The organism is Pseudoalteromonas sp. McH1-42 (assembly GCF_022347845.1).
Taxonomy (GTDB): domain Bacteria; phylum Pseudomonadota; class Gammaproteobacteria; order Enterobacterales; family Alteromonadaceae; genus Pseudoalteromonas; species Pseudoalteromonas rubra_D.
Genome location: NZ_JAKRFU010000021.1, coordinates 63,756 through 83,255, shown reverse-complemented (window position 1 = coordinate 83,255; position 19,500 = coordinate 63,756). Strand labels below are relative to the sequence as shown.

General features: G+C 47.5%; 17 protein-coding genes. 12 read left to right on the top strand and 5 right to left on the bottom strand.

Translation table 11 applies throughout. From position 1 onward, the window contains the following. Positions 1 to 32 precede the first annotated feature (32 nt). The 12 genes from flhA to MHN31_RS18200 all read left to right on the top strand — a co-directional run bounded on the left by flhA (position 33) and on the right by MHN31_RS18200 (position 12,587). Positions 33 to 2,129 (top strand): flagellar biosynthesis protein FlhA, encoded by a 2,097-nt coding sequence (gene flhA, locus MHN31_RS18255; RefSeq protein ID WP_125563812.1) that lies wholly within the window; start codon positions 33 to 35, stop codon positions 2,127 to 2,129. Between the two features lie 20 nt (positions 2,130 to 2,149). After that, complete coding sequence (gene flhF, locus MHN31_RS18250) at positions 2,150 to 3,682, top strand: flagellar biosynthesis protein FlhF (protein ID WP_239444987.1); 1,533 nt, start codon at positions 2,150 to 2,152, stop codon at positions 3,680 to 3,682. Continuing rightward, positions 3,675 to 4,535 carry a MinD/ParA family protein gene (locus MHN31_RS18245; protein ID WP_010385692.1) on the top strand — a complete coding sequence of 287 codons (861 nt, stop codon included), beginning with the start codon at positions 3,675 to 3,677 and terminating at the stop codon, positions 4,533 to 4,535. The genes flhF and MHN31_RS18245 overlap by 8 nt, the downstream gene beginning before the upstream one ends. 2 nt (positions 4,536 to 4,537) lie before the next feature. Continuing rightward, complete coding sequence (locus MHN31_RS18240; RefSeq protein WP_239444986.1) at positions 4,538 to 5,272, top strand: RNA polymerase sigma factor FliA; 735 nt, start codon at positions 4,538 to 4,540, stop codon at positions 5,270 to 5,272. Between the two features lie 43 nt (positions 5,273 to 5,315). Beyond that, positions 5,316 to 5,699, top strand: coding sequence for a chemotaxis response regulator CheY (gene cheY, locus MHN31_RS18235; protein WP_010385696.1), 384 nt, complete (start codon positions 5,316 to 5,318; stop codon positions 5,697 to 5,699). 19 nt (positions 5,700 to 5,718) lie between these two features. Beyond that, a complete protein-coding gene (locus MHN31_RS18230) occupies positions 5,719 to 6,489 on the top strand; it encodes a protein phosphatase CheZ (RefSeq protein ID WP_010385698.1) in 771 nt (256 codons plus the stop codon). Positions 6,490 to 6,504: 15 nt separating this feature from the next. Beyond that, positions 6,505 to 8,748 (top strand): chemotaxis protein CheA, encoded by a 2,244-nt coding sequence (locus tag MHN31_RS18225; protein WP_239444985.1) that lies wholly within the window; start codon positions 6,505 to 6,507, stop codon positions 8,746 to 8,748. Between the two features lie 80 nt (positions 8,749 to 8,828). Next, on the top strand, positions 8,829 to 9,992 hold the full coding sequence (locus tag MHN31_RS18220) for a chemotaxis response regulator protein-glutamate methylesterase (RefSeq protein ID WP_125563808.1): 1,164 nt from the start codon (positions 8,829 to 8,831) through the stop codon (positions 9,990 to 9,992). Positions 9,993 to 10,045: 53 nt separating this feature from the next. Then, the gene (locus MHN31_RS18215; protein ID WP_010385703.1) at positions 10,046 to 10,831 is read left to right on the top strand and encodes a ParA family protein; all 786 of its coding nucleotides are present in this window, start codon (positions 10,046 to 10,048) and stop codon (positions 10,829 to 10,831) included. Beyond that, positions 10,824 to 11,636, top strand: coding sequence for a chemotaxis protein CheW (locus tag MHN31_RS18210; protein ID WP_125563807.1), 813 nt, complete (start codon positions 10,824 to 10,826; stop codon positions 11,634 to 11,636). Before MHN31_RS18215 ends, MHN31_RS18210 begins: the two co-directional genes overlap by 8 nt. Before the next feature lie 24 nt (positions 11,637 to 11,660). Further along, a complete protein-coding gene (locus MHN31_RS18205; protein ID WP_010385708.1) occupies positions 11,661 to 12,158 on the top strand; it encodes a chemotaxis protein CheW in 498 nt (165 codons plus the stop codon). 3 nt (positions 12,159 to 12,161) lie between these two features. After that, positions 12,162 to 12,587 carry a DUF2802 domain-containing protein gene (locus MHN31_RS18200; protein ID WP_125563806.1) on the top strand — a complete coding sequence of 142 codons (426 nt, stop codon included), beginning with the start codon at positions 12,162 to 12,164 and terminating at the stop codon, positions 12,585 to 12,587. Positions 12,588 to 13,406: 819 nt separating this feature from the next. Here the strand turns inward: MHN31_RS18200 and MHN31_RS18195 are convergent. From MHN31_RS18195 to MHN31_RS18175, 5 genes are all read right to left on the bottom strand, one after another. After that, entirely contained in the window at positions 13,407 to 15,566 is a 2,160-nt protein-coding gene (locus tag MHN31_RS18195; RefSeq protein WP_239444984.1) for an ATP-binding protein, read from the bottom strand. A gap of 98 nt (positions 15,567 to 15,664) precedes the next feature. Next, complete coding sequence (locus tag MHN31_RS18190; protein ID WP_239444983.1) at positions 15,665 to 16,393, bottom strand: hypothetical protein; 729 nt, start codon at positions 16,391 to 16,393, stop codon at positions 15,665 to 15,667. A 40-nt stretch (positions 16,394 to 16,433) separates the two neighbouring features. Continuing rightward, positions 16,434 to 16,811 (bottom strand): hypothetical protein, encoded by a 378-nt coding sequence (locus MHN31_RS18185; RefSeq protein ID WP_239444982.1) that lies wholly within the window; start codon positions 16,809 to 16,811, stop codon positions 16,434 to 16,436. A gap of 248 nt (positions 16,812 to 17,059) precedes the next feature. Beyond that, positions 17,060 to 17,356, bottom strand: a complete 297-nt coding sequence (locus MHN31_RS18180; RefSeq protein ID WP_010385716.1) for an EscU/YscU/HrcU family type III secretion system export apparatus switch protein — start codon at positions 17,354 to 17,356, stop codon at positions 17,060 to 17,062. A gap of 110 nt (positions 17,357 to 17,466) precedes the next feature. Beyond that, positions 17,467 to 19,428 carry an amidohydrolase family protein gene (locus tag MHN31_RS18175; protein WP_239444981.1) on the bottom strand — a complete coding sequence of 654 codons (1,962 nt, stop codon included), beginning with the start codon at positions 19,426 to 19,428 and terminating at the stop codon, positions 17,467 to 17,469. Between the last annotated feature and the right edge of the window lie 72 nt (positions 19,429 to 19,500).

Below are 19,500 nucleotides of genomic sequence, written 5' to 3'. Positions count from 1 at the left end.
TAACTGCGTCAATAATTTGTGGTTTGTAAGTTATGGATTTTAAAGCGGTTTTACAACAGATTAATCGAGATAAAAAAGAATATGCAAAAGGGGTCGGTACACCGGTACTGGTTCTGGCTGCATTGGGCATGGTGGTGTTACCTATGCCGCCATTTTTGCTCGATATCTTATTCTCATTCAATATCGCGCTGGCCCTGGTGGTTCTGCTGGTGACGGTTTACACCATGAAACCGCTTGAATTCGGTATGTTTCCATCAGTGCTACTGATTGCGACCATTTTGCGATTGGCGCTGAACGTTGCCAGTACCCGGGTGGTTTTGTTGGAGGGTCATAACGGCGGTGACGCAGCCGGTAAAGTGATCGAAGCATTTGGTTCCGTTGTGATTGGCGGTAACTATGCGGTGGGTCTGGTGGTCTTCCTGATTCTAATCATCATTAACTTTGTGGTTATTACCAAAGGTGCCGGTCGTATCTCTGAAGTATCTGCACGTTTTACCCTGGATGCAATGCCGGGTAAACAGATGGCGATAGACGCAGATTTGAATGCCGGATTTATCTCAGCAGACGAAGCGAGAACACGACGTGAAGAAGTAACCCGTGAAGCCGATTTTTATGGTTCGATGGATGGTGCCAGTAAATTCGTAAAAGGGGATGCCATCGCAGGCATCGTTATCCTGGCAATTAACATCATTGGTGGGTTGTTTGTAGGTATGGTTCAGCACGACCTGACGTTTAGCAGAGCCATGGAGGTATATACCTTATTGACAATCGGAGATGGTCTGGTTGCCCAGCTTCCTTCACTGTTACTGTCGATTGGTACTGCGATTGTGGTGACGCGTCAGAATGAATCGCACAACATGGGTGAGCAAATGACGCAGCAGCTGGGCAATGAGAAATCTTTGTCTATCGCTGCGGGGATCCTGATTGTTATGGGACTCGTACCTGGTATGCCTCATGTTGCCTTCCTCGGTCTGGGTGCCCTGATCGGATATCTGGCTTATTACTCACATCAACAAAAAATTAAAGCACAAGAACAGGAAGCTGAAGAATCGAAAGGTGGCGCGGTTGCGTCTCAACAGCAGGAACAAAAAGAGCTAGGCTGGGATGATGTACAGCCAGTCGATGTGATTGGCCTGGAAGTGGGTTATCGCCTGATCCCGCTGGTTGATCAGTCGCAAGGTGGTGAGCTGTTAAATCGAATTAAAGGGGTGCGTAAAAAGCTATCTCAGGAACTGGGCTTTTTGGTACCGCCCGTCCACATCCGCGATAACCTGGAACTGGACCCAAATGCATATCGCATCACCTTGATGGGTGTGGGTTCTGGAGATGGTGAGCTGAAGCATGGTGATGAGCTGGCCATCAACCCTGGTCAGGTTTTTGGTCCAATTAATGGCGTGGCGACCAAAGACCCTGCGTTTGGCCTGGAAGCGGTATGGATCAAACCAGAGCAAAAAGATGAAGCACATTCTCTGGGCTACACAGTGGTTGACGCAGCGACGGTCGTGGCGACACATATCAGTCAGCTGTTGACCAATAACGCGTCTTTACTGCTGGGGCATGAAGAGGTGCAGAATCTGCTTGATATGCTGGCTAAGAGTCATCCTCGTCTGGTTGAAGGTCTGGTACCAGATATCTTGCCACTCACTACGATTGTGAAAGTACTGCAAAACTTGCTGAATGAAGGCGTTGCAATTCGTGACATGCGCTCTATTGTTCAGACCCTGGTTGAGTACGGTCCACGCAGTCAGGACCCGGATGTACTGACGGCTGCAGTGCGTATTTCACTGCGTCGATTGATCGTTCAGGATGCGGTAGGTGGGGCTGAAGAAATCCCTGTCATAACATTGGCGCCCGAGTTGGAACAGATGTTGCATAAGTCTCTACAGAACGCAGGTGATGAGGGGGCAGGCATAGAGCCAGGCCTTGCAGAGCGGCTTCAAGGTTCATTAAGAGAAGCCCATCAAACGCAAGAAATGCTCGGCGAGCCGTCCATCTTATTAACCTCAGGTATGTTAAGAAGTGTGCTGTCAAGATTTGTAAAACACACCATACCGGGACTGAGAGTGATGTCATATCAGGAAGTACCGGATGAGAGACAAATCAAGATAGTGAGCTCAGTTGGACAGTAGAGGACTAGAAGGGGCTGACCATGAAAATTAAACGTTTTTTTGCAAAAGATATGCGTACTGCTTTAAAAGAAGTGAAAGAAGAGCTAGGTGCAGATGCAGTGATCATGTCAAATAAGAAACTGGCAGATGGCGTTGAAATCGTCGCTGCAGTAGACAATGATCGGACACCCGCTCCACAGCCTCAGGCGGCGCAGTCAGCTCCTCAGCAAAGCGCAGCGCAAGCTGCACCTCGCCAGGCAGCCCCAGGGCAAAGTGCTCAGCATAGTTACAGCCAGCCTGCCAGAATGGTTCGTCCTCAACCTCGCCGCGCAGAGCCTCAGAAGCAGGCGCAGGTTGCAGACAGTCTTGAAGCCTTGCTTGAGCGCCAAGCCCCTCGTCCTAAGTCGCCCGAGCTTGCTTCTATGTTTTCTCAGTCTGGCATTAACACCGATGACATGTTCGGCGCTCAGCAACGTAACGAAGCACCGGCAAAAGCAGCGCCCCAGGCTGTACGTCAACCGCGTTATGAAGCGCAAAGTCATGGCTTTGATGGCCGTGATGCAGCCACTTCCTGGGAGTTTGGAGATGACCTCGATCAGGGCTTTGGTGACGAACCAGCGGCGCAGAAAAAAGCCAACGATGATGAAATGTCTTCTATGCGTGATGAGATGAACGCCATCCGCCAGTTACTCGAGTTTCAGTTGTCTGGGCTGATGAATCAGGAAATGGCACGTCGTGATCCAACCCGCGCTTGTCTGGTTGAGCGTCTTAAAGGCATGGGAATTGGTGCGGAAGTCGCAGAGCAGATGGCTTGCTTCATTCCTGATGACGTTTCTCGTAAAGAAGCGTGGAACGCACTGCTGAATATGGTTGTCAATCAAATGCATACAACAAACAACGATATTCTGCGTCAGGGCGGTGTATATGCGATGGTCGGACCAACAGGGGTTGGAAAAACCACAACAGTTGCAAAATTAGCAGCGCTGGGCGCACAGAAATATGGTGCAGACAATGTGGCACTGATCACAACGGATACCTATCGTATCGGTGCTTACGAGCAATTGGCGACCTATGGTCGGATCATCGGCTGTCCTGTTAAGCAAGTAAAAGATGCCAATGAACTTGCAGAGGTTCTTTATCATTTACGCAATAAGCGTCTAATATTAATAGACACGGCGGGAATGAGTCAGCGTGACTTGCGTCTGACGGAGCAGCTAAACACCCTGATGCGTAGTAGCCGTGTTGACATTCGCAGCTACCTGGTATTAAGTGCGACTGCGCAGATGCATGTACTGCAAGAAACCGTAAACCACTTCAAAAAAGTCAATTTAAGTGGTTGTATTTTTACAAAACTTGATGAAAGTCTAAGTTTAGGTGAGATAATTAGCATAGCGATTCAAAATCGTCTGCCAATAGGGTATCTTACCAATGGTCAGCGAGTGCCTGAAGACATTCGCGTGGCAAACGCTCAGAAGTTAGTCAAAAAGGCTGAGCAATTGTATTTAAAGAGAACAAAAGCACAACATTCGCGACGTGTACCAGTGGCGTCCCAGACAGTAGGAATGTATGATTAATACAGTTTTAGATCAAGCAAGTGGCCTGCGGAGAATGAACCAAAAAAATAACCACAGTGTAAAAGTAATCGCAGTGACTGGTGGTAAAGGTGGAGTAGGTAAAACCAATGTATCCCTCAACACTGCCATCGCATTAGGACAGCAGGGTAACCGGGTCTTGGTGCTTGATGCTGACTTAGGTCTGGCTAACTGTGATGTCATGCTAGGCTTGAGGGTCGAGAAGAATTTATCTCATGTATTGTCCGGCGAATGCGAGCTAGACGAAATTTTGGTAGAGGGTCCGGCTGGGATCCGTATCGTGCCTGCAACGTCAGGCTCACAAAATATGGTCGAATTAACGCCTGCGGAGCACGCTGGTTTGATCCGTGCCTTCAGTGAGCTGAGCAGCGAATTTGATATTTTAATCGTCGATACGGCGGCTGGTATTTCAGACATGGTGCTGAGCTTCTCTCGAGCTGCACAGGATGTACTGGTTGTAGTGTGTGACGAGCCGACTTCTATTACCGATGCGTATGCGCTTATCAAAGTATTAAGCCGTGAACATGGCGTCTACAAATTCAAAATTGTGGCCAACATGGTACGCAGCTTAAGAGAAGGGCAGGAGCTATTTGCTAAGCTGTCCAAGGTTACAGACCGATTCTTAGATGTCGCTTTAGAGCTGGTTGCAACGATCCCATTTGACGAAAATATGCGTAAGTCTTCGCGTCGTCAAAAAACCATCGTTGAGCTTTATCCTAATTCACCTGCTGCTGTGGCATTTAGAGGCCTGGCAAGCAAAGCTGTCAAGTGGCCCATTCCCCACCAACCTTCAGGTCATTTGGAATTCTTTATTGAGCAATTGGTAAACGGTTAAAGATGGCTTCACCGGTCAACCGCATGGCGGGATATAAAACGACAGACCACCTGCATAAGGTGGTGGAACGTCATACGCCTTTAGTTAAAAAGGTGGCCTGTCATTTGTTAGCCAGATTACCAGCCAGTGTTCAGCTCGATGATTTAGTCCAGTCAGGTATGATTGGACTGATCGAAGCCTGCAAAAATTTTGACGCGAGCAAAGGGGCAAGTTTTGAAACCTTTGCAGGAATTCGAATTCGTGGCGCAATGATTGACGAGATCCGCCGTGGTGACTGGGCGCCCCGCTCGGTACACAAAAACGGTCGTATGGTTGCAGAGGCTATTGCTGAGCTAGAAGCACAGCTTGGGCGAGAACCAAAAGATACTGAAATCGCTGAAAAACTTGATATTACGCTAGATGAGTACCATCATATTTTACATGATGTCAATGCAAGTAAAGTGATCGGCATCGAAGACTTGGGGGTAGATGAAGACGTAATTTCTCCCGCAGGCAACGATTTTGCGCTAGACAAACCATTCAATAATGTTAAAAATGAGCGCTTTAACGAATCGTTAGTCAATGCGATCAAGACTTTACCTGAGCGCGATGCTTTGGTGTTGTCTTTGTATTATAACGATGAGATGAATTTAAAAGAGATTGGTGCGATCTTAGAGGTCAGCGAATCTCGAGTGAGTCAGATTCACGGTCAAGCAATGATCAAGCTTCGTGCGAAGGTCAATGACTGGATCAATTAGAGTTAGTTTTACAATATAGGTTCAAACCTCACCGGAGGAAGTTTTGGATAAGAACATGAAAATTCTCGTGGTTGATGATTTTTCTACGATGAGAAGAATAATCAAAAACCTGCTAAGAGACTTAGGCTTTACCAATGTTCAAGAGGCTGATGATGGCAGTACGGCACTTCCAATGTTGCAAAATCAGGAATTCGACTTCGTCGTAACTGACTGGAATATGCCAGGCATGCAAGGTATCGATTTGCTTCGTGCAATTCGTGCTGATGATAAGCTTAAACACATCCCAGTACTCATGGTTACAGCGGAAGCGAAAAAAGAACAAATCGTAGCTGCTGCCCAAGCTGGAGTTAATGGTTATATCGTTAAACCGTTTACGGCAGGTACCCTGAAAACCAAACTAGAAAAAGTGTTCGAACGTTTAGGCTAGTATTGATAAGGGTAGGCTTATGTCAACATCTTCTGTGCCACAGATAACTCTGGAACAGGCTAAACTGCTCGTTGAATACCTTGAACAAGGTGAGCAGGAAAAGGCTGATGAGATATTAATTGAGGCCACCAATAAAGAACAATCAGAGCTTTTTGCTGAAGTGGGCAAGCTAACTCGACAACTTCATGAATCGTTGAAGAACTTTGAGTTAGATACCCGTTTATCTGATCTCACGACAGAAGCCATTCCAGATGCCAAGCAGCGCCTTAATTACGTCATGGAGATGACCGAAAGCGCTGCCAATAAAACCATGGATGCCGTAGAAGCAAGTCTTCCCTTAGCCCAAGAACTAGCCGATGAACTCTCTGAAATTAAGCCCACCTGGGACAGATTAATGAGCCGGGATATCCAGCTTGGAGAGTTCAAATCCTTGTGCCACGATCTTGACAGTTTTATGCAGTCGTCAAAAGGCCGTACAGATGAATTACAAAATCTGATGACCAATGTGTTGATGGCACAAGATTATCAAGATTTAACCGGACAGGTTATCCGGCGTGTCATTGAGTTGGTTCGTGAAGTTGAAGACAGCCTAATTCACTTGTTGACCGTATTCGGCAGCGCAGATGAAAGTCAACAAACTGCAGCCCAGCCACAGGCACAAACTAAAGCCCCCGCCGTTACTGATGAGTTATCAGGTCCTGAGGGTCCAATTTTGGACGCTGAGTCTCGAGATGATGTCGTATCCGGGCAGGATGAAGTTGATGACCTGTTGTCTAGTTTGGGCTTCTAATAGGAGAGTATGCGAATGAGCTTTGAAGTCGATGAAGATATCTTACAAGACTTTCTTGTTGAAGCTGGGGAAATACTCGAACTGTTATCTGAGCAGCTTGTCGAACTAGAAAACAACCCGGAAGATAAAGAGCTGTTAAATGCGATTTTCCGTGGTTTCCATACCGTTAAAGGGGGCGCAGGCTTCCTTAGCATGACTGAGCTGGTAGATGCTTGTCACGGTGCGGAAAACGTGTTTGATGTCCTGCGTCAGGGGCAGCGTCAGGTAACACCAGAATTGATGGATGTGATTTTACAATCACTCGATACCATCAATGAAATGTTCTCGTGTATTCAAAACAGAGAGCAACCAGACCCCGCTGATCCACACTTATTGGAAGTTTTACATCAGCTCAGTCAGCCACAGTCAGAAGACGAAGTGATTGATGCACCCGCTGCAGCAGAGCCTGAGCCTGAACCGGTTGTGGCGACACCCAGTGCTGATGATGTGCTGTTCGATGCGCCAGCAGATCCTGTTGATGAACCTGCAAGTGACGGTGCTGACAGCATAGACGAGATTTCTGAAGAAGAATTTGAGAGCTTGCTCGATGAGTTACATGGCTCAGGTAATGGACCCTCAGTCGCATCGCAAGAACCTGCCGCACCGAGTGCAACACCGGCTCCATCAAGCAGCGATGATGGCGACATTACCGATGATGAATTTGACAGCTTGCTGGATGAGTTGCATGGAGTCGGAAAATTTGGTGCGACACCAGAACAAGCGCCAGCTGAGCAGCCTAAGGCGCCGACCCAACCTGCAGCGTCAGAGCCGCCGAAAGCATCTGGCGGTGATGACGATGAAATCAATGATGACGAATTTGAAGCATTACTGGATGAGTTGCACGGAAAAGGGCAAGCACCAAAATCAACGGAAGAGGAAGTAGCAGCAGCGCCGAAAGAAGCGCCCAAAGCACCTCCTAAATCTGAGCCTAAACCAGCTGCACCAGCGGCTAAGGCGCCCGCACCTGCTGCCAAACCGGCACCTGCTAAACCAGCAGCTGAGAGCAAGCCTGCGGCCGACAATAAAGCCGCCGCGAAAAAACCAGCAGCACAGGCAGAAACAACCGTTCGGGTTGATACTAAGCGCCTGGATGAGATCATGAATATGGTCGGTGAGCTGGTATTGGTGCGTAACCGGTTGGTTAGCTTAGCCAATAACTCTAACAGCGAAGCCATGGGTAAAGCCATTTCCAACCTCGATGTGGTGACCGCAGACCTTCAGGGCGCGGTGATGAAGACCCGGATGCAGCCAATCAAGAAAGTGTTTGGTCGTTTCCCTCGAGTGGTTCGGGACTTGGCTCGTAGCCTTAAGAAAGACATTAGTCTGGTGCTGGAAGGGGAAGACACCGATCTGGATAAAAACCTGGTAGAAGCCCTTGCGGATCCTTTGGTTCACTTGGTTCGTAACTCAGTGGACCATGGTATTGAAATGCCGGATGTTCGTGAAGCTGCAGGTAAATCAAGAACCGGTACTGTGACCTTATCAGCCTCTCAGGAAGGTGATCATATTCTGCTGACCATTCGTGATGATGGTGCAGGTATGGACCCGGAGAAGTTGAAGAAGATTGCGATAAGCAAAGGGGTTATTGATTCTGACCAGGCAAGTCGCTTGTCAGATAATGAAGCCTACAATCTGATCTTCGCACCAGGTTTCTCAACCAAAGAACAAATTTCTGACATCTCTGGCCGAGGTGTTGGTATGGACGTGGTCAAAACTAAAATCACCCAATTAAATGGTTCCGTCAACATTCAGTCAGAGCTGGGTGTGGGTACCATACTGGAAATTAAAGTGCCACTGACATTGGCCATTCTGCCAACACTAATGGTGATGATTGGTCAGCAAACATTTGCACTGCCGCTGGCTGGGGTAAGTGAAATATTCCACCTTGATTTGACCAAGACCAACGTGGTTGATGGTCAATTGACTATCATAGTGCGTGAAAAAGCAATTCCATTGTTTTATCTGGAGCACTGGTTAGTAAAAGGTGCTGACAGAGGCGCCCGGAAAGCAGAAGGGCACGTGGTAATCGTCCAGATGGGTACTAAGCAAGTAGGCTTTGTGGTTGACTCTCTGATAGGCCAGGAAGAGGTGGTGATTAAGCCGCTTGATGCCTTATTGCAAGGTACTCCGGGTATGGCTGGCGCGACTATCACATCTGATGGTGGCATCGCGCTGATTCTGGACGTCCCCAGCATGTTAAAATATTACGCCGGCAAGTAAATTCCCGGCGCATTTATACCGACAAAGTGGTGTCAAAGACACCACTTTTCGGATCTGTAACGAATAAAAGAGCAATGCCAATGGCAGTTAAAGTATTAGTTGTAGATGACTCGAGCTTCTTTCGTCGTCGAGTGAGTGAAATACTAGAAAAAGATCCTGAAATCAAAGTGATTGACTTTGCGGTAAATGGTCAGGAAGCGGTTGATAAAGCTGCTAAACTGAGGCCAGACGTCATCACAATGGACGTGGAAATGCCGGTAATGGATGGGATTAGCGCAGTAAAGCAGATAATGCAGAGTTCCCCCACTCCCATTCTGATGTTTTCGTCATTGACCCGTGAAGGAGCCAGCGCGACGTTAGACGCGCTGGATGCCGGTGCGGTCGACTTCTTACCGAAGAAGTTTGAAGATATTGCCCGTAACAGTGAAGAAGCTATCCGCTCTTTACAGAACAAGGTCAAAGAAATTGGCCGACGTCGTGTGAGCCGCTTTACCCGACCTATTGGTTCGTCATCAGCACCTGCACCTTCACCAACACGTAGCGCGCCAAGTGCATCTTCAGGCCTGCGTCCTGCAGCTAAGCCAATTGCACAACCAGATCGAACTTTTTCACGTCCTGCATCAGACACACCAAGTTCAGGTGCGTCGTTCAAAGCGTCTGGCAAAAAGTATCAAATTGTTGCTATCGGTACATCTACCGGTGGCCCGGTTGCACTGCAAACCATTTTAACTCAGTTGCCTGCAAATTTTCCGCACCCTATCTTATTGATCCAGCATATGCCAGCAGCATTTACGCCAGCGTTTGCGCAACGTCTGAATAGTCTGTGCAAAATCAAAGTAAAAGAAGCGGAGCAGGGGGATCGTTTGCAACCAGGTGTCGCTTATTTGGCGCCGGGAGGCCAGCAGATGTTGGTTGAAGCCAGAGGCGGTAGTAAAACCTTAAAGGTGTTTGAGGATGACAGCCCACGTATTACCTATAAACCCAGTGTAGATGTTACTTTTGCCAGTACAGCCAAAGCATATAACGGAGATGTGCTCGCGGTGATACTGACTGGTATGGGTGCGGATGGGCGAGACGGTGCCAGAATGTTGAAACAAAACGGTGCGACTATCTGGGCACAGGATGAAAAAACCTGTGTGGTGTACGGCATGCCACAAGCTGTTGCAAGCGCCGGAATTTCAACTGAAGATATCGCTTTGCAGGATGTCGCACTGAGAATAAACAAAGAAATAGGCTGCGCATAATTGATGTTAGTCTGAATGCGATCTGTGTTTGGCCGAAGGAATAAAAAAATAACGTGAAAATCTGGACGGTAGCGAACCAAAAAGGCGGGGTGGGTAAAACCACCACCACAGTTAGTCTCGGCGGGATCCTGGCGCTCCAGGGGAAACGTGTATTATTGATAGACACAGATCCGCATGCCTCATTAACATACTACTTTGGCATTGACTCGGAAGAGTTAGAAGTCAGTGTGTACGATATTTTCATTCGCGGTTCAAATATGGCCAGCGAAGAAATTCTTCAGGCGCTTTGTCCTTCAACTATCGAGAATCTCGACATATTACCGGCGACTATGGCTATTGCGACACTGGATCGCAGCATGGGCAATCGCTCGGGGATGGGGCTCATTCTGAAAAAGGCGCTTGCCAAGATCAGTGAGCATTATGACTATGCCATTTTGGATTGCCCGCCTGTACTTGGTGTGCTTATGGTGAATGCTCTCGCTGCAAGCGAGCGCATTCTCATCCCGGTACAAACAGAGTTTCTGGCATTGAAAGGGCTGGATCGTATGATGCGGACAATGTCATTAATGCAAAGTTCGCATTCCAAGCAATATCAATATACTATAGTGCCAACTATGTATGATAAGCGCACTAAAGCATCTCTCGAAGCCTATAAGTCTTTGGTAGAGACTTATCAGGATAAAGTTTGGCCTGGTGTGATCCCGGTTGATACCAAGTTCAGAGATGCTAGTTTAGCGCAGCAAGTGCCGGTGCAGTATTGCCCTAAATCACGTGGCGTCTATGCATATCGTGCCTTATTAGAACACCTTGCAGAAGTTGATAGAGGTAGTAATGAGTAAGCATCTGTTTGCCAATGAACAGGTCATGAAACAGTATCTGGGTGCCTTGTTACGCGAAGAAGAGGAAGATGAAGTCGCGCTTGCACCTGTGGCTAAATTGTTGGAGTCTGTGCCTGAAGCACAGGAAGACAATGCCGCAGCTCCCAGTGTTGTTGAGCGCTCAGAGACTGCTCATACTGAAGCACTCGCGGAGCAACCCATTGCGGAACCTCCGACTGAACCCGTTGTTGAGCAGGAAACCGCTCAGGACGTGCAGGTAATAACCCCGGCCGATGATCTTGAGATAACTGAAAATACTACTATTATCAAAGAAGAAGCTGAGCAGGCTGTGCCAGCTCGCGCGCGTGATGCTTATCTAGAAAATGAATTTCAGGCGCTGTTTTTCGAAGTAGCGGGGCTTACTTTGGCTGTGCCATTGAAGTCACTGGGTGGTATACATCAGCTTACTGAAGTTAATCAATTGTTTGGTAAGCCAAAATGGTTTAAAGGTGTGATGCTTAACCGGGAAGAAAAACTCAATGTGGTGGATACAGCCCGTTGGGTGATGCCGGAAAAATTCACGCCCGAGCTGGAAGAGAACCTGGACTACCAGTACTTGATTATGCTGGGCGATAGTCAGTGGGGTTTGTTAGCCGAAAATCTGGTCAATAATATTACGTTGAAGCCAGAAGATGTGAAATGGCGAACAGCCGATGGCAAAAGGCCATGGCTGGCGGGCGTCATTAAAGAAAAAATGTGCGCACTGATAGATGTTGAGAATTTAAATCGATTGCTAGAGCATGGCCTCGATAGCCGAGAGCAGTAGCTAGCATCTAACTGGAGTAAAATCATGAGTCAAGAGAGAATACTTTCGGCTGATAAAAATGCAGATAGTAATGATGAAGTCCTTCAGTGGGTTACCTATAAGCTAGAGGATGAAACCTACGGCATTAACGTAATGCAGGTGCAGGAAGTATTACGCTATACCGAGATTGCCCCTGTACCAGGTGCACCAACCTATGTGCTTGGTATCATCAATCTACGTGGTAATGTTGTGACTGTCATCGATACCCGCTCTCGTTTTGGGCTACCAAGCTCTGAGGTCACAGACAACTCTCGTATCGTGATCATCGAGGCAGAAAAGCAAGTTGTTGGTATTCTGGTCGACAGTGTTGCTGAGGTAGTGTATCTACGCAGCTCTGAGATTGACAGTGCACCAAATATTGGCACAGAAGAAAGCGCTAAATTCATTCAGGGTGTTTCTAACCGTGAAGGTGAGCTGCTGATCCTGGTTGATTTAAATAAACTACTCAGTGATGATGAGTGGGATGAGTTGAGCCATATTTAACCCGTGCAAGCAGTAACCCAAAACGAGATTTTATTGCTCCTAGTAATCGCCTCAAGCCTGCTGTGTTTAGTGTGCTTGGGGTTTATTTTTGCGCTAAGCAAAAAAGTACAAAAGCAAAATAACGAACATGGTAAGTTGCTTCAGCACCTCAAGCGTGAAAATGAACAAGTTGCTATCCTACGTAGCGAAATTGCAGAAGTTCGCGCCAGTGTCCTGAGTATTGGTAAGCGTCTGGTTGCTTGTGAAAATTATGCCAAGGATCTTGCCCAGCAACAGGCCGCTCAAAAGTATGACGATCCTGATGCGAAGATTTATTCCCGCGCGGTCAAGATGGTCGAACTGGGCGCCGACATTGAAGAGATAATGCGAGAGTGTGAACTGCCTCGCGCTGAAGCAGAACTGTTAATGTCCCTACATAACAAACAATGAGATGGTTGCTCATTGTCAGCCAACGACGAACCGGCATGAATAAACTGGCTGTGCGTTGGCTGCCTTTCCTCAGGCTGAGAAGGCCTTAAACGTTTTACTGATAAACAGATCTTTTTGTTGAATATTAACCAATGCCTTACAGGTTGACACCATAAAGGGCAATTGCACCACTCCGGCCCACTGTCCAGTGGGCACTAACCCTATAAACGCCACTCGTTTATAGGGTTTGACTTGTTTGCCGCGATATTGGTGTGTGATCAAGCCTGCCTGCTACTTGCCTTGCTCAACCGCCAGGTAGCCTAGTTTGGTTTCGCCAACATCTGCAATGTCGCCCAGTGCAAACGTATATTGACAGTTATGGTATGCCGACTGCCGACACATTGCATCAACACAAATTTTTCTTATTTAGAACAACTAAATAGCAAAATTTTTGCCTTGTTATCGACCCTATTTTCTCGCCTCAAAATAGACCACTTAATTAAGCAAATTGGTATTACCCTGGAACGAGTGGATCCATACGCATGCAGCAGTCGAAAATATCTCACTTTCCAGCTCGGCTGCGCAGATTATCACGGCTGCATTACACCAGAGCTTGGGTATCTCAGTATCCACGGTACAGGCAATTGCACAGTACGAGCAGTTGATCGTGCTTGGCTTACATGACCCCGGACACTGGATTGTTGGTTGCTTGTACACAGGGATATCCTGAATATCCTCAAAGTGCGTAAGTTTATTGGTCTGATTAAAGAGAGCCCGGCACCAGACGGTTCCTTGCTGGGCTAAACTGGGCTCATATATTCAGGATGGACTTCAAAGCGCTTAAGGGCGCTCGGATTGCAGATGAAACTGGCTAGGCGCGACGCCATATTGTGCTTTAAAACACAGGCTAAAGTAGCTTTGCGACGAAAAACCGCATTCAAAGGCAACCTGAGTCACACTCATACCACTTGCAAGCATTTCGGCGCCTTTATTGAGCCTGAATTTTTTGACGTACTCAGAAAAAGTCTGCCCTAACAGGGCTTTAAACTTTCTTTGTAGCTGACGTTCACTCATGGCAACCGTGGGCAGAAGTGATTTGATCGTTAAGCTTTGCTCTGCAAAATGTGCAGCCATCCAGTGCTCTAGCTGGTCGATAAACTGAGCATCTTTGCTACTGATCCCTGCGTACCTTTCACGATGCGTTATGTTAGAGGTAAGGGCGCTAGGTTGTTCGCCCACTCTTTGACTGATTAGGCTGCGTATGTTGAGCAAGTTATGGATCCGGGTTCGTAATCGCTCTGCATTAAAAGGCTTACTCATAAATGCATCAATGTCCATTTTCCAGGCTAGTGTCTGACTGTCTTCGTCGCCCTTTGCTGTGAGCATGAGTATTGGGATATGGCAGGTTGTGAGTTCTTCACGCAGTTTTTGTGCTAACTGAAATCCATCCACATTTGGCATCATCAGATCAGTCAAGATGAGATCGGGCACATGTGTTTTTGCCAGGTTGAAACCGTTTTCTCCCTCATCAGCAAACAACACCTGGTATGTGCCGTGCAGGCAATCCGCTATGTAAGCACGCATATCAGGATTGTCCTCGACAATCAGTATGCTGGGCTGATGTTGTACATCTTCATCAGGGCATTGCGGCGCACTGGGTGTGATTTGATGTTGCAGATTAGCTTGCTCCAAAGCAACCACATCGCTTATTTGCAAAGGATAATTTGTATTGGACGTGTTGTTGCTCAGTGGCAAGGTGACGGTGAACTGCGTTCCCGAAACACCATCGCTACACACTGTGATGTGACCATGTGCGCGCTGCACCAAATCTTTGACGAGAGCAAGGCCAATGCCAGTGCCCGCAACTGTGTTAGCTAAATCTGTGTCAAGACGCACAAAACGTTCAAAAATACGGTGTTGATCCTGTGGCGCAATGCCAATGCCGGCGTCGCTGACGCTAAGCTGCACGGTATTGTCGACCTGTTCACACCGGATCTGTATTTCGCTGTCAGGTTTAGAATATTTAATTGCATTGGATATCAAATTACAGAGGATGGCTTCAGCATCTTGTATTGGTATATCAACCAGGCAGTCGCTGTGCGTATGGCACTGAATGTCTATCTTTTCTTCCCTAGCCAGGGCGATAAAAGCAGCGGTTATTTGTTCTGAGATACTGTCTAGCGCCAGTGTATGCTTATCCTCAGGCAGGATGAAATCAGATTTGGTCAGCTCTAAGGTTTGTTCTACTAATCTTTGCAGGCGCTTTGCGTTGCTCAGGATTCTTGTCAGTGCAGCCTTTTCCGGTGTCTCAGAGCTTGTGATGATGGATTCAAGGGGGCCTGTTATAAGCGTTAACGGGGTTCTGAACTCATGGGAGACGTTGGCGAAAAAGGTGTTTTTCTTTGCAAGTGCTGCTTCGGTTAGCTGCACTTTCTCTGCTGCCATCTTGGCAATTTCATGCTCTGCTTCCATGGTGGCATTGTAAAAATGAAAGCAGGTGAGACCCAGTGCCATAAACGCAATGATCAGATTGGATACATGAATATAGGGCAGCAGTTCTGAATAGGCATATGTATACTCAATGTCCTGAGCAAATAGGTAAAACGCAACAAATAGCCCCATACAAGACACCGTACAGGTGACTATTCCCCACAACGGAATTTTCCGGTAAAACAGGATAAAGGGGACTGCGGCCCATAAATAATGTTGGAATCCGGGTGCCAAACCCAGAAAGAGGACAACGGTTGTGGAGTGGACAAGCACCTCGCCGACCATCAGCAATACGGCACCTGACGTGTTATTCGTGCGATTTAATCGCAGTGCAACATACCAGGCAATGGTGCTACACACTTCCAGTGCAACCAGCTCGGGGATCGCCAAAATAATGAAATCGACTATCAGTAAGGCGTGTACAACCAGACCCAGTATACCCACCGCGTTGATGATGGTTTGCATCCGGGTATGACTTACGGTGATGAAGGGGTTCTGTGCAGCGTCCATAATGTCTCAGCGATGAAATTCAGTTATTAAAAAAGTAACCCAGAATAGCATTGCGCAAAAGTGTGTAACAAAAATGGAGTTCAGGCCAAGCTGCCCGATCATTCTGAAGGTAAGGCTTTCACTGGCAAACGAGTATGCAGCATCGTGAGCTGTTTTTCGGCTTCTTCTCTCACCCAAAGGGTTAACCCATAGTTGGCCAGATAACTCAGGTGCTGTTCAATCCGAGGTGCATCCTTGATTTCCAGTAATCTCACTAACGCTTCCTCCTGCACATCTTCGTGTTGTGATGTCAGATAAGGTATGAGCGCATCGAGATGTTCAGGTTGCAGTACATTTTCCAGTGAGATCAGTAAATCTTCTTGTAACAGGGCATCAAGTGCTTGTGATTGGTTCAGAATCTTATTCGCATGCCCGAAGAGTAACTCTGGTTGTTTTAAGAGTGACGCTTGCTCAGTTAAGGTCAGTAAATCATGGGGTTGTTCAGTGGAGGCGAAGCGTTTATTCAGCTCGTCTTTCAGATTTGTGAGCGACTGACCGATCAGCTGAGCAGAGGGCACTGAAGCGAGTTGGGCTGTTTGTGGATCAAGCATGATGTTGGGTTGCTTAACCGTGTTTTTCTGATCCGTTGGCACTGGTTGTTGAACAACATGATTGTCAATGGGCGCACGGACAACACTATGGCAAGTATGATTATTTGATGTGATCGGTTGCGTGGTGGGCGTTACCCAGTTGAGTGCCATGAGTCCATGAATAACCAGACTCACTACGGCGATAAATGCGACTTTGCTCATCAGGAATACTTTGAGTTGTTTTCGTTTGAGTGACACAGGGAAGCACATTGACGAGTCTGCCCTGTGTGGTTAGCTATTAGCACTGTGGCTCATTTTTACTCACAGAGACGTAGTAATAGTTTTGCATATTACCATGTCGGGTAATGTCCAGTTTTAGCCATTTTCGTTTGCCAATCTTCCCCTTGCGGTAACTAAACCGTGTGTCCTGTACATCGAAGCGACAACGATTTGAGTCACATTTTAGCTGTGCAGTTTCTCCGGACTTAACTTGCTTTTTACTGTGGGGTGAAAACATCGAGCTGTCTGAACTGTTGTAAGAGGCTACTTGCACCCACTCAATAGTTGTGCAGTTTTTGACTCTGAAGCGCTTTGCTTCGGCCGAAGCTGAAGTTGCCAGAGTACCCAAAGCGCCAATCACCAGCGCTGTATTTATGAATAGTTTGATGCGTGACATGGTATTTTCCTCTACCGTTTTTGTTTTACGGGATATGTCCTGTGGGACGCAGCAAGCTTATAAAAGCCGGGTAGCAGGCGCATTCAATTGACCGACAAACTCAGTCAGTGACACGCCAGGAAAAGAAAAAATTACGATATATGTCAGGATTTTAAATGAGATGTCGTTAATTTATATGCGGTGCAGAGGGGCCTGGAGCGTGAGCAAGACGCGCGCATTTCGATATGTGGTGTTTGATAATGGCATGCTCAGGCTTTGATATTCAATTTGCCCTGAAAGTGTTTCCAACCTGGAGGAAATTTACCACGCAAAACGTAGGAAAAAGCGATGAGCTCTGCAATCACATAATAGAGTTCTTTGGGGATTTCTTCGTGCAGGTCGAGCTGACTGAGCGTCTGAACGAGTGTCGCATCTTCGTGGATCATGATGTCTTTTTCTTTGGCGAGTGCAATGATCTCTTCGGCCAGTTCGCCAAAGCCCTTACAGACGACTTCGGGTGACTTACCGGCTTCATATAACAAGCCAATGGCGGTTTTTTGTTCCATAAGGTTCAACTACATACACATCACTTTTATCAAAGTAGCATGTAACACGCGGGGAGGCCATTAGTTTACGAGCCCTTACCCGGATAAACGGCCGGATAAGGGCAAACAATTTAGCGCGGATAACACAGTCGGCCATTCACCCAGGTCTGATAAACTGGCACATCCCTCAGCCCTTCGGCGGGACGTGTTAAGGGATCTTCATCAAGTATCGTCAGATCGGCTTGTTTACCCACGACCAGCTCCCCAATCAGGTGATCCATATGACATTGCCAGGCGGCATCATAGGTTGCGGCACGCAGTGCCTGCGCCATAGTTGCACACTCCTGCTCATTGAGGATAGGTGGGTGACCATTTCGATAGGCCTCTTCCGGGGCGTCTTCCATCATGCGGGTTACCGCTTGTTCCATCATACGCAGTGGTCCAATAGGAGAGACAAAATGGTCACTGTGTAGGGTATAGCGAAGTGCGTGCTGGCTTGCGGAGGCTGTACGGTCCAGGTGTTCAACCACTGGCTGCTCAGGAAACACTTTATGCTTGAAAGTGTAACCCCAGTAACCCACATGCCCGATCAAGAAGCTCGGTGACAGCCCAAGGTATTCCATATCAGCTAAGTTTTGGTCACTCAGTAAAGAAGCGTGCTCGATACGGTGGCGTTTTTCTAGGCCTGATTTTTCCTGGTTGTTGAGTACATCACGATAAGCCAGGATGGTGTTGTTTATGGCATGCGTTCCATTGGCGTGGATCATCAACGGCCAGCCCCGCTCGACTAATTCGGTCACAAGGACCCTGAATGGAGACTCTACTTCATGATCCGCTTCGCCTCCGGGCGGGTTGAAATTCCATACGCCATTGGGGTAAGTGTCATTGATATTGCTGTCTGGGAATTGATACTTGGTAAGCTGATACCCGGTCAGACCTTGATTAGACCCATCACTGACGATTTTTGCATTAGCAATATTGAACCAGTCTGTATGGTAATGGGCAGGTTTGGTTGGGGTGATCTTAGTCCACTGATCGGGGCAGGTATAAAACAATGCACCGCCCAGTCGTAACCCGGCAAGGCCACTGGTGGCCATCTTGCTCAATATCTCCAGTTCCGCATTTTTTAAAGACGCACCGAGCGCGGCATCCCACATCAGGGTTACGCCCCTTGACAACGCGAGTTTAAAAATCTTTTGTAGATTACCAAATAGGTCCGTAAAACCTTTAGGGTGCTCCAAAAAGTACTGCTCCAGAGCAATTTTAATGACTGGACCTATCTCATCTGATTCCAGCAATATACCGTTTCCACTCGTGGATTGCTTGGTTGCATTCAGTGCATTGGTATTGACGTAAGCAACGTGGCCGGATGCATTCATAATAAAAATGCACAGGTCTTTTCTGCCAGCCTGATCATTGATTTTATCCAGGTCATCTTTTGTGAAGTCCTGCCAGGGAGTTGGACTCACTGCTCCGTCAGCAGACGTTGTCGTAATGGGGTTGAATTGACTGGGATCGACGCCAAAAGCTAACAGCCATTTACGGTTTTTTGGCAACTCTCGGGCGGCTTCAATCAAAGTCGTGCATACCGACTGTTTGTTGTAATCCCTGCCTATCAGATATTGGTCGTCACCATCTCCGCCACTTTCAACCCCTTTTCTGAACGGTGCCAGCTGCACCCAGGCGTTAAAGGAGGCTGTGGGTGTCAGGTGGACATGGGGTTCTATCAGTCCGGGTAGTAGACACGCCCCCTGTAAATCTTCCGGATCAGCGTCTGGGTACAGGCTTTGACATTGATCCCGACTGCCCGTGTGGACAATCTGACCATGCTTGATGACCACCGCTTCAACGGTCTTGGTTACATCGCCGTTTTCAAGTGTCCGGATGGTACCACCGAAAAAAATCTTGTGTTGCTGGGGTGGCCTGACAAACTTATTGGTAATGTAATCATCGATATAGTGCTCTGCGGCAATCAGTAATTTATCGAGATTGAAAACCCCTTTTTCTGATTGGCTGCTATCCCCTTGTACTGCATGACCAAACAGCTGGTAATTACAACAGGCGCAGCCAAGGTGCGGATGATGTGAAGACATAGCGTTCTCCTTTGCATATGTGATGTAGTGTTAGGCAAGTGAATTCTTGCGCTATAAACGTAGAACATCTAA

What these genes read in the sequence shown, in the direction of transcription:
- flhA (WP_125563812.1), top strand. Translation starts at nt 33, where the DNA reads ATGGATTTTAAAGCGGTTTTACAACAGATTAATCGAGATAAAAAAGAA.
- flhF (WP_239444987.1), top strand. Translation starts at nt 2,150, where the DNA reads ATGAAAATTAAACGTTTTTTTGCAAAAGATATGCGTACTGCTTTAAAA.
- MHN31_RS18245 (WP_010385692.1), top strand. Translation starts at nt 3,675, where the DNA reads ATGATTAATACAGTTTTAGATCAAGCAAGTGGCCTGCGGAGAATGAAC.
- MHN31_RS18240 (WP_239444986.1), top strand. Translation starts at nt 4,538, where the DNA reads ATGGCTTCACCGGTCAACCGCATGGCGGGATATAAAACGACAGACCAC.
- MHN31_RS18230 (WP_010385698.1), top strand. Translation starts at nt 5,719, where the DNA reads ATGTCAACATCTTCTGTGCCACAGATAACTCTGGAACAGGCTAAACTG.
- MHN31_RS18225 (WP_239444985.1), top strand. Translation starts at nt 6,505, where the DNA reads ATGAGCTTTGAAGTCGATGAAGATATCTTACAAGACTTTCTTGTTGAA.
- MHN31_RS18220 (WP_125563808.1), top strand. Translation starts at nt 8,829, where the DNA reads ATGGCAGTTAAAGTATTAGTTGTAGATGACTCGAGCTTCTTTCGTCGT.
- MHN31_RS18210 (WP_125563807.1), top strand. Translation starts at nt 10,824, where the DNA reads ATGAGTAAGCATCTGTTTGCCAATGAACAGGTCATGAAACAGTATCTG.
- MHN31_RS18205 (WP_010385708.1), top strand. Translation starts at nt 11,661, where the DNA reads ATGAGTCAAGAGAGAATACTTTCGGCTGATAAAAATGCAGATAGTAAT.
- MHN31_RS18195 (WP_239444984.1), bottom strand. Translation starts at nt 15,566, where the DNA reads ATGGACGCTGCACAGAACCCCTTCATCACCGTAAGTCATACCCGGATG.
- MHN31_RS18185 (WP_239444982.1), bottom strand. Translation starts at nt 16,811, where the DNA reads ATGTCACGCATCAAACTATTCATAAATACAGCGCTGGTGATTGGCGCT.
- MHN31_RS18180 (WP_010385716.1), bottom strand. Translation starts at nt 17,356, where the DNA reads ATGGAACAAAAAACCGCCATTGGCTTGTTATATGAAGCCGGTAAGTCA.
- MHN31_RS18175 (WP_239444981.1), bottom strand. Translation starts at nt 19,428, where the DNA reads ATGTCTTCACATCATCCGCACCTTGGCTGCGCCTGTTGTAATTACCAG.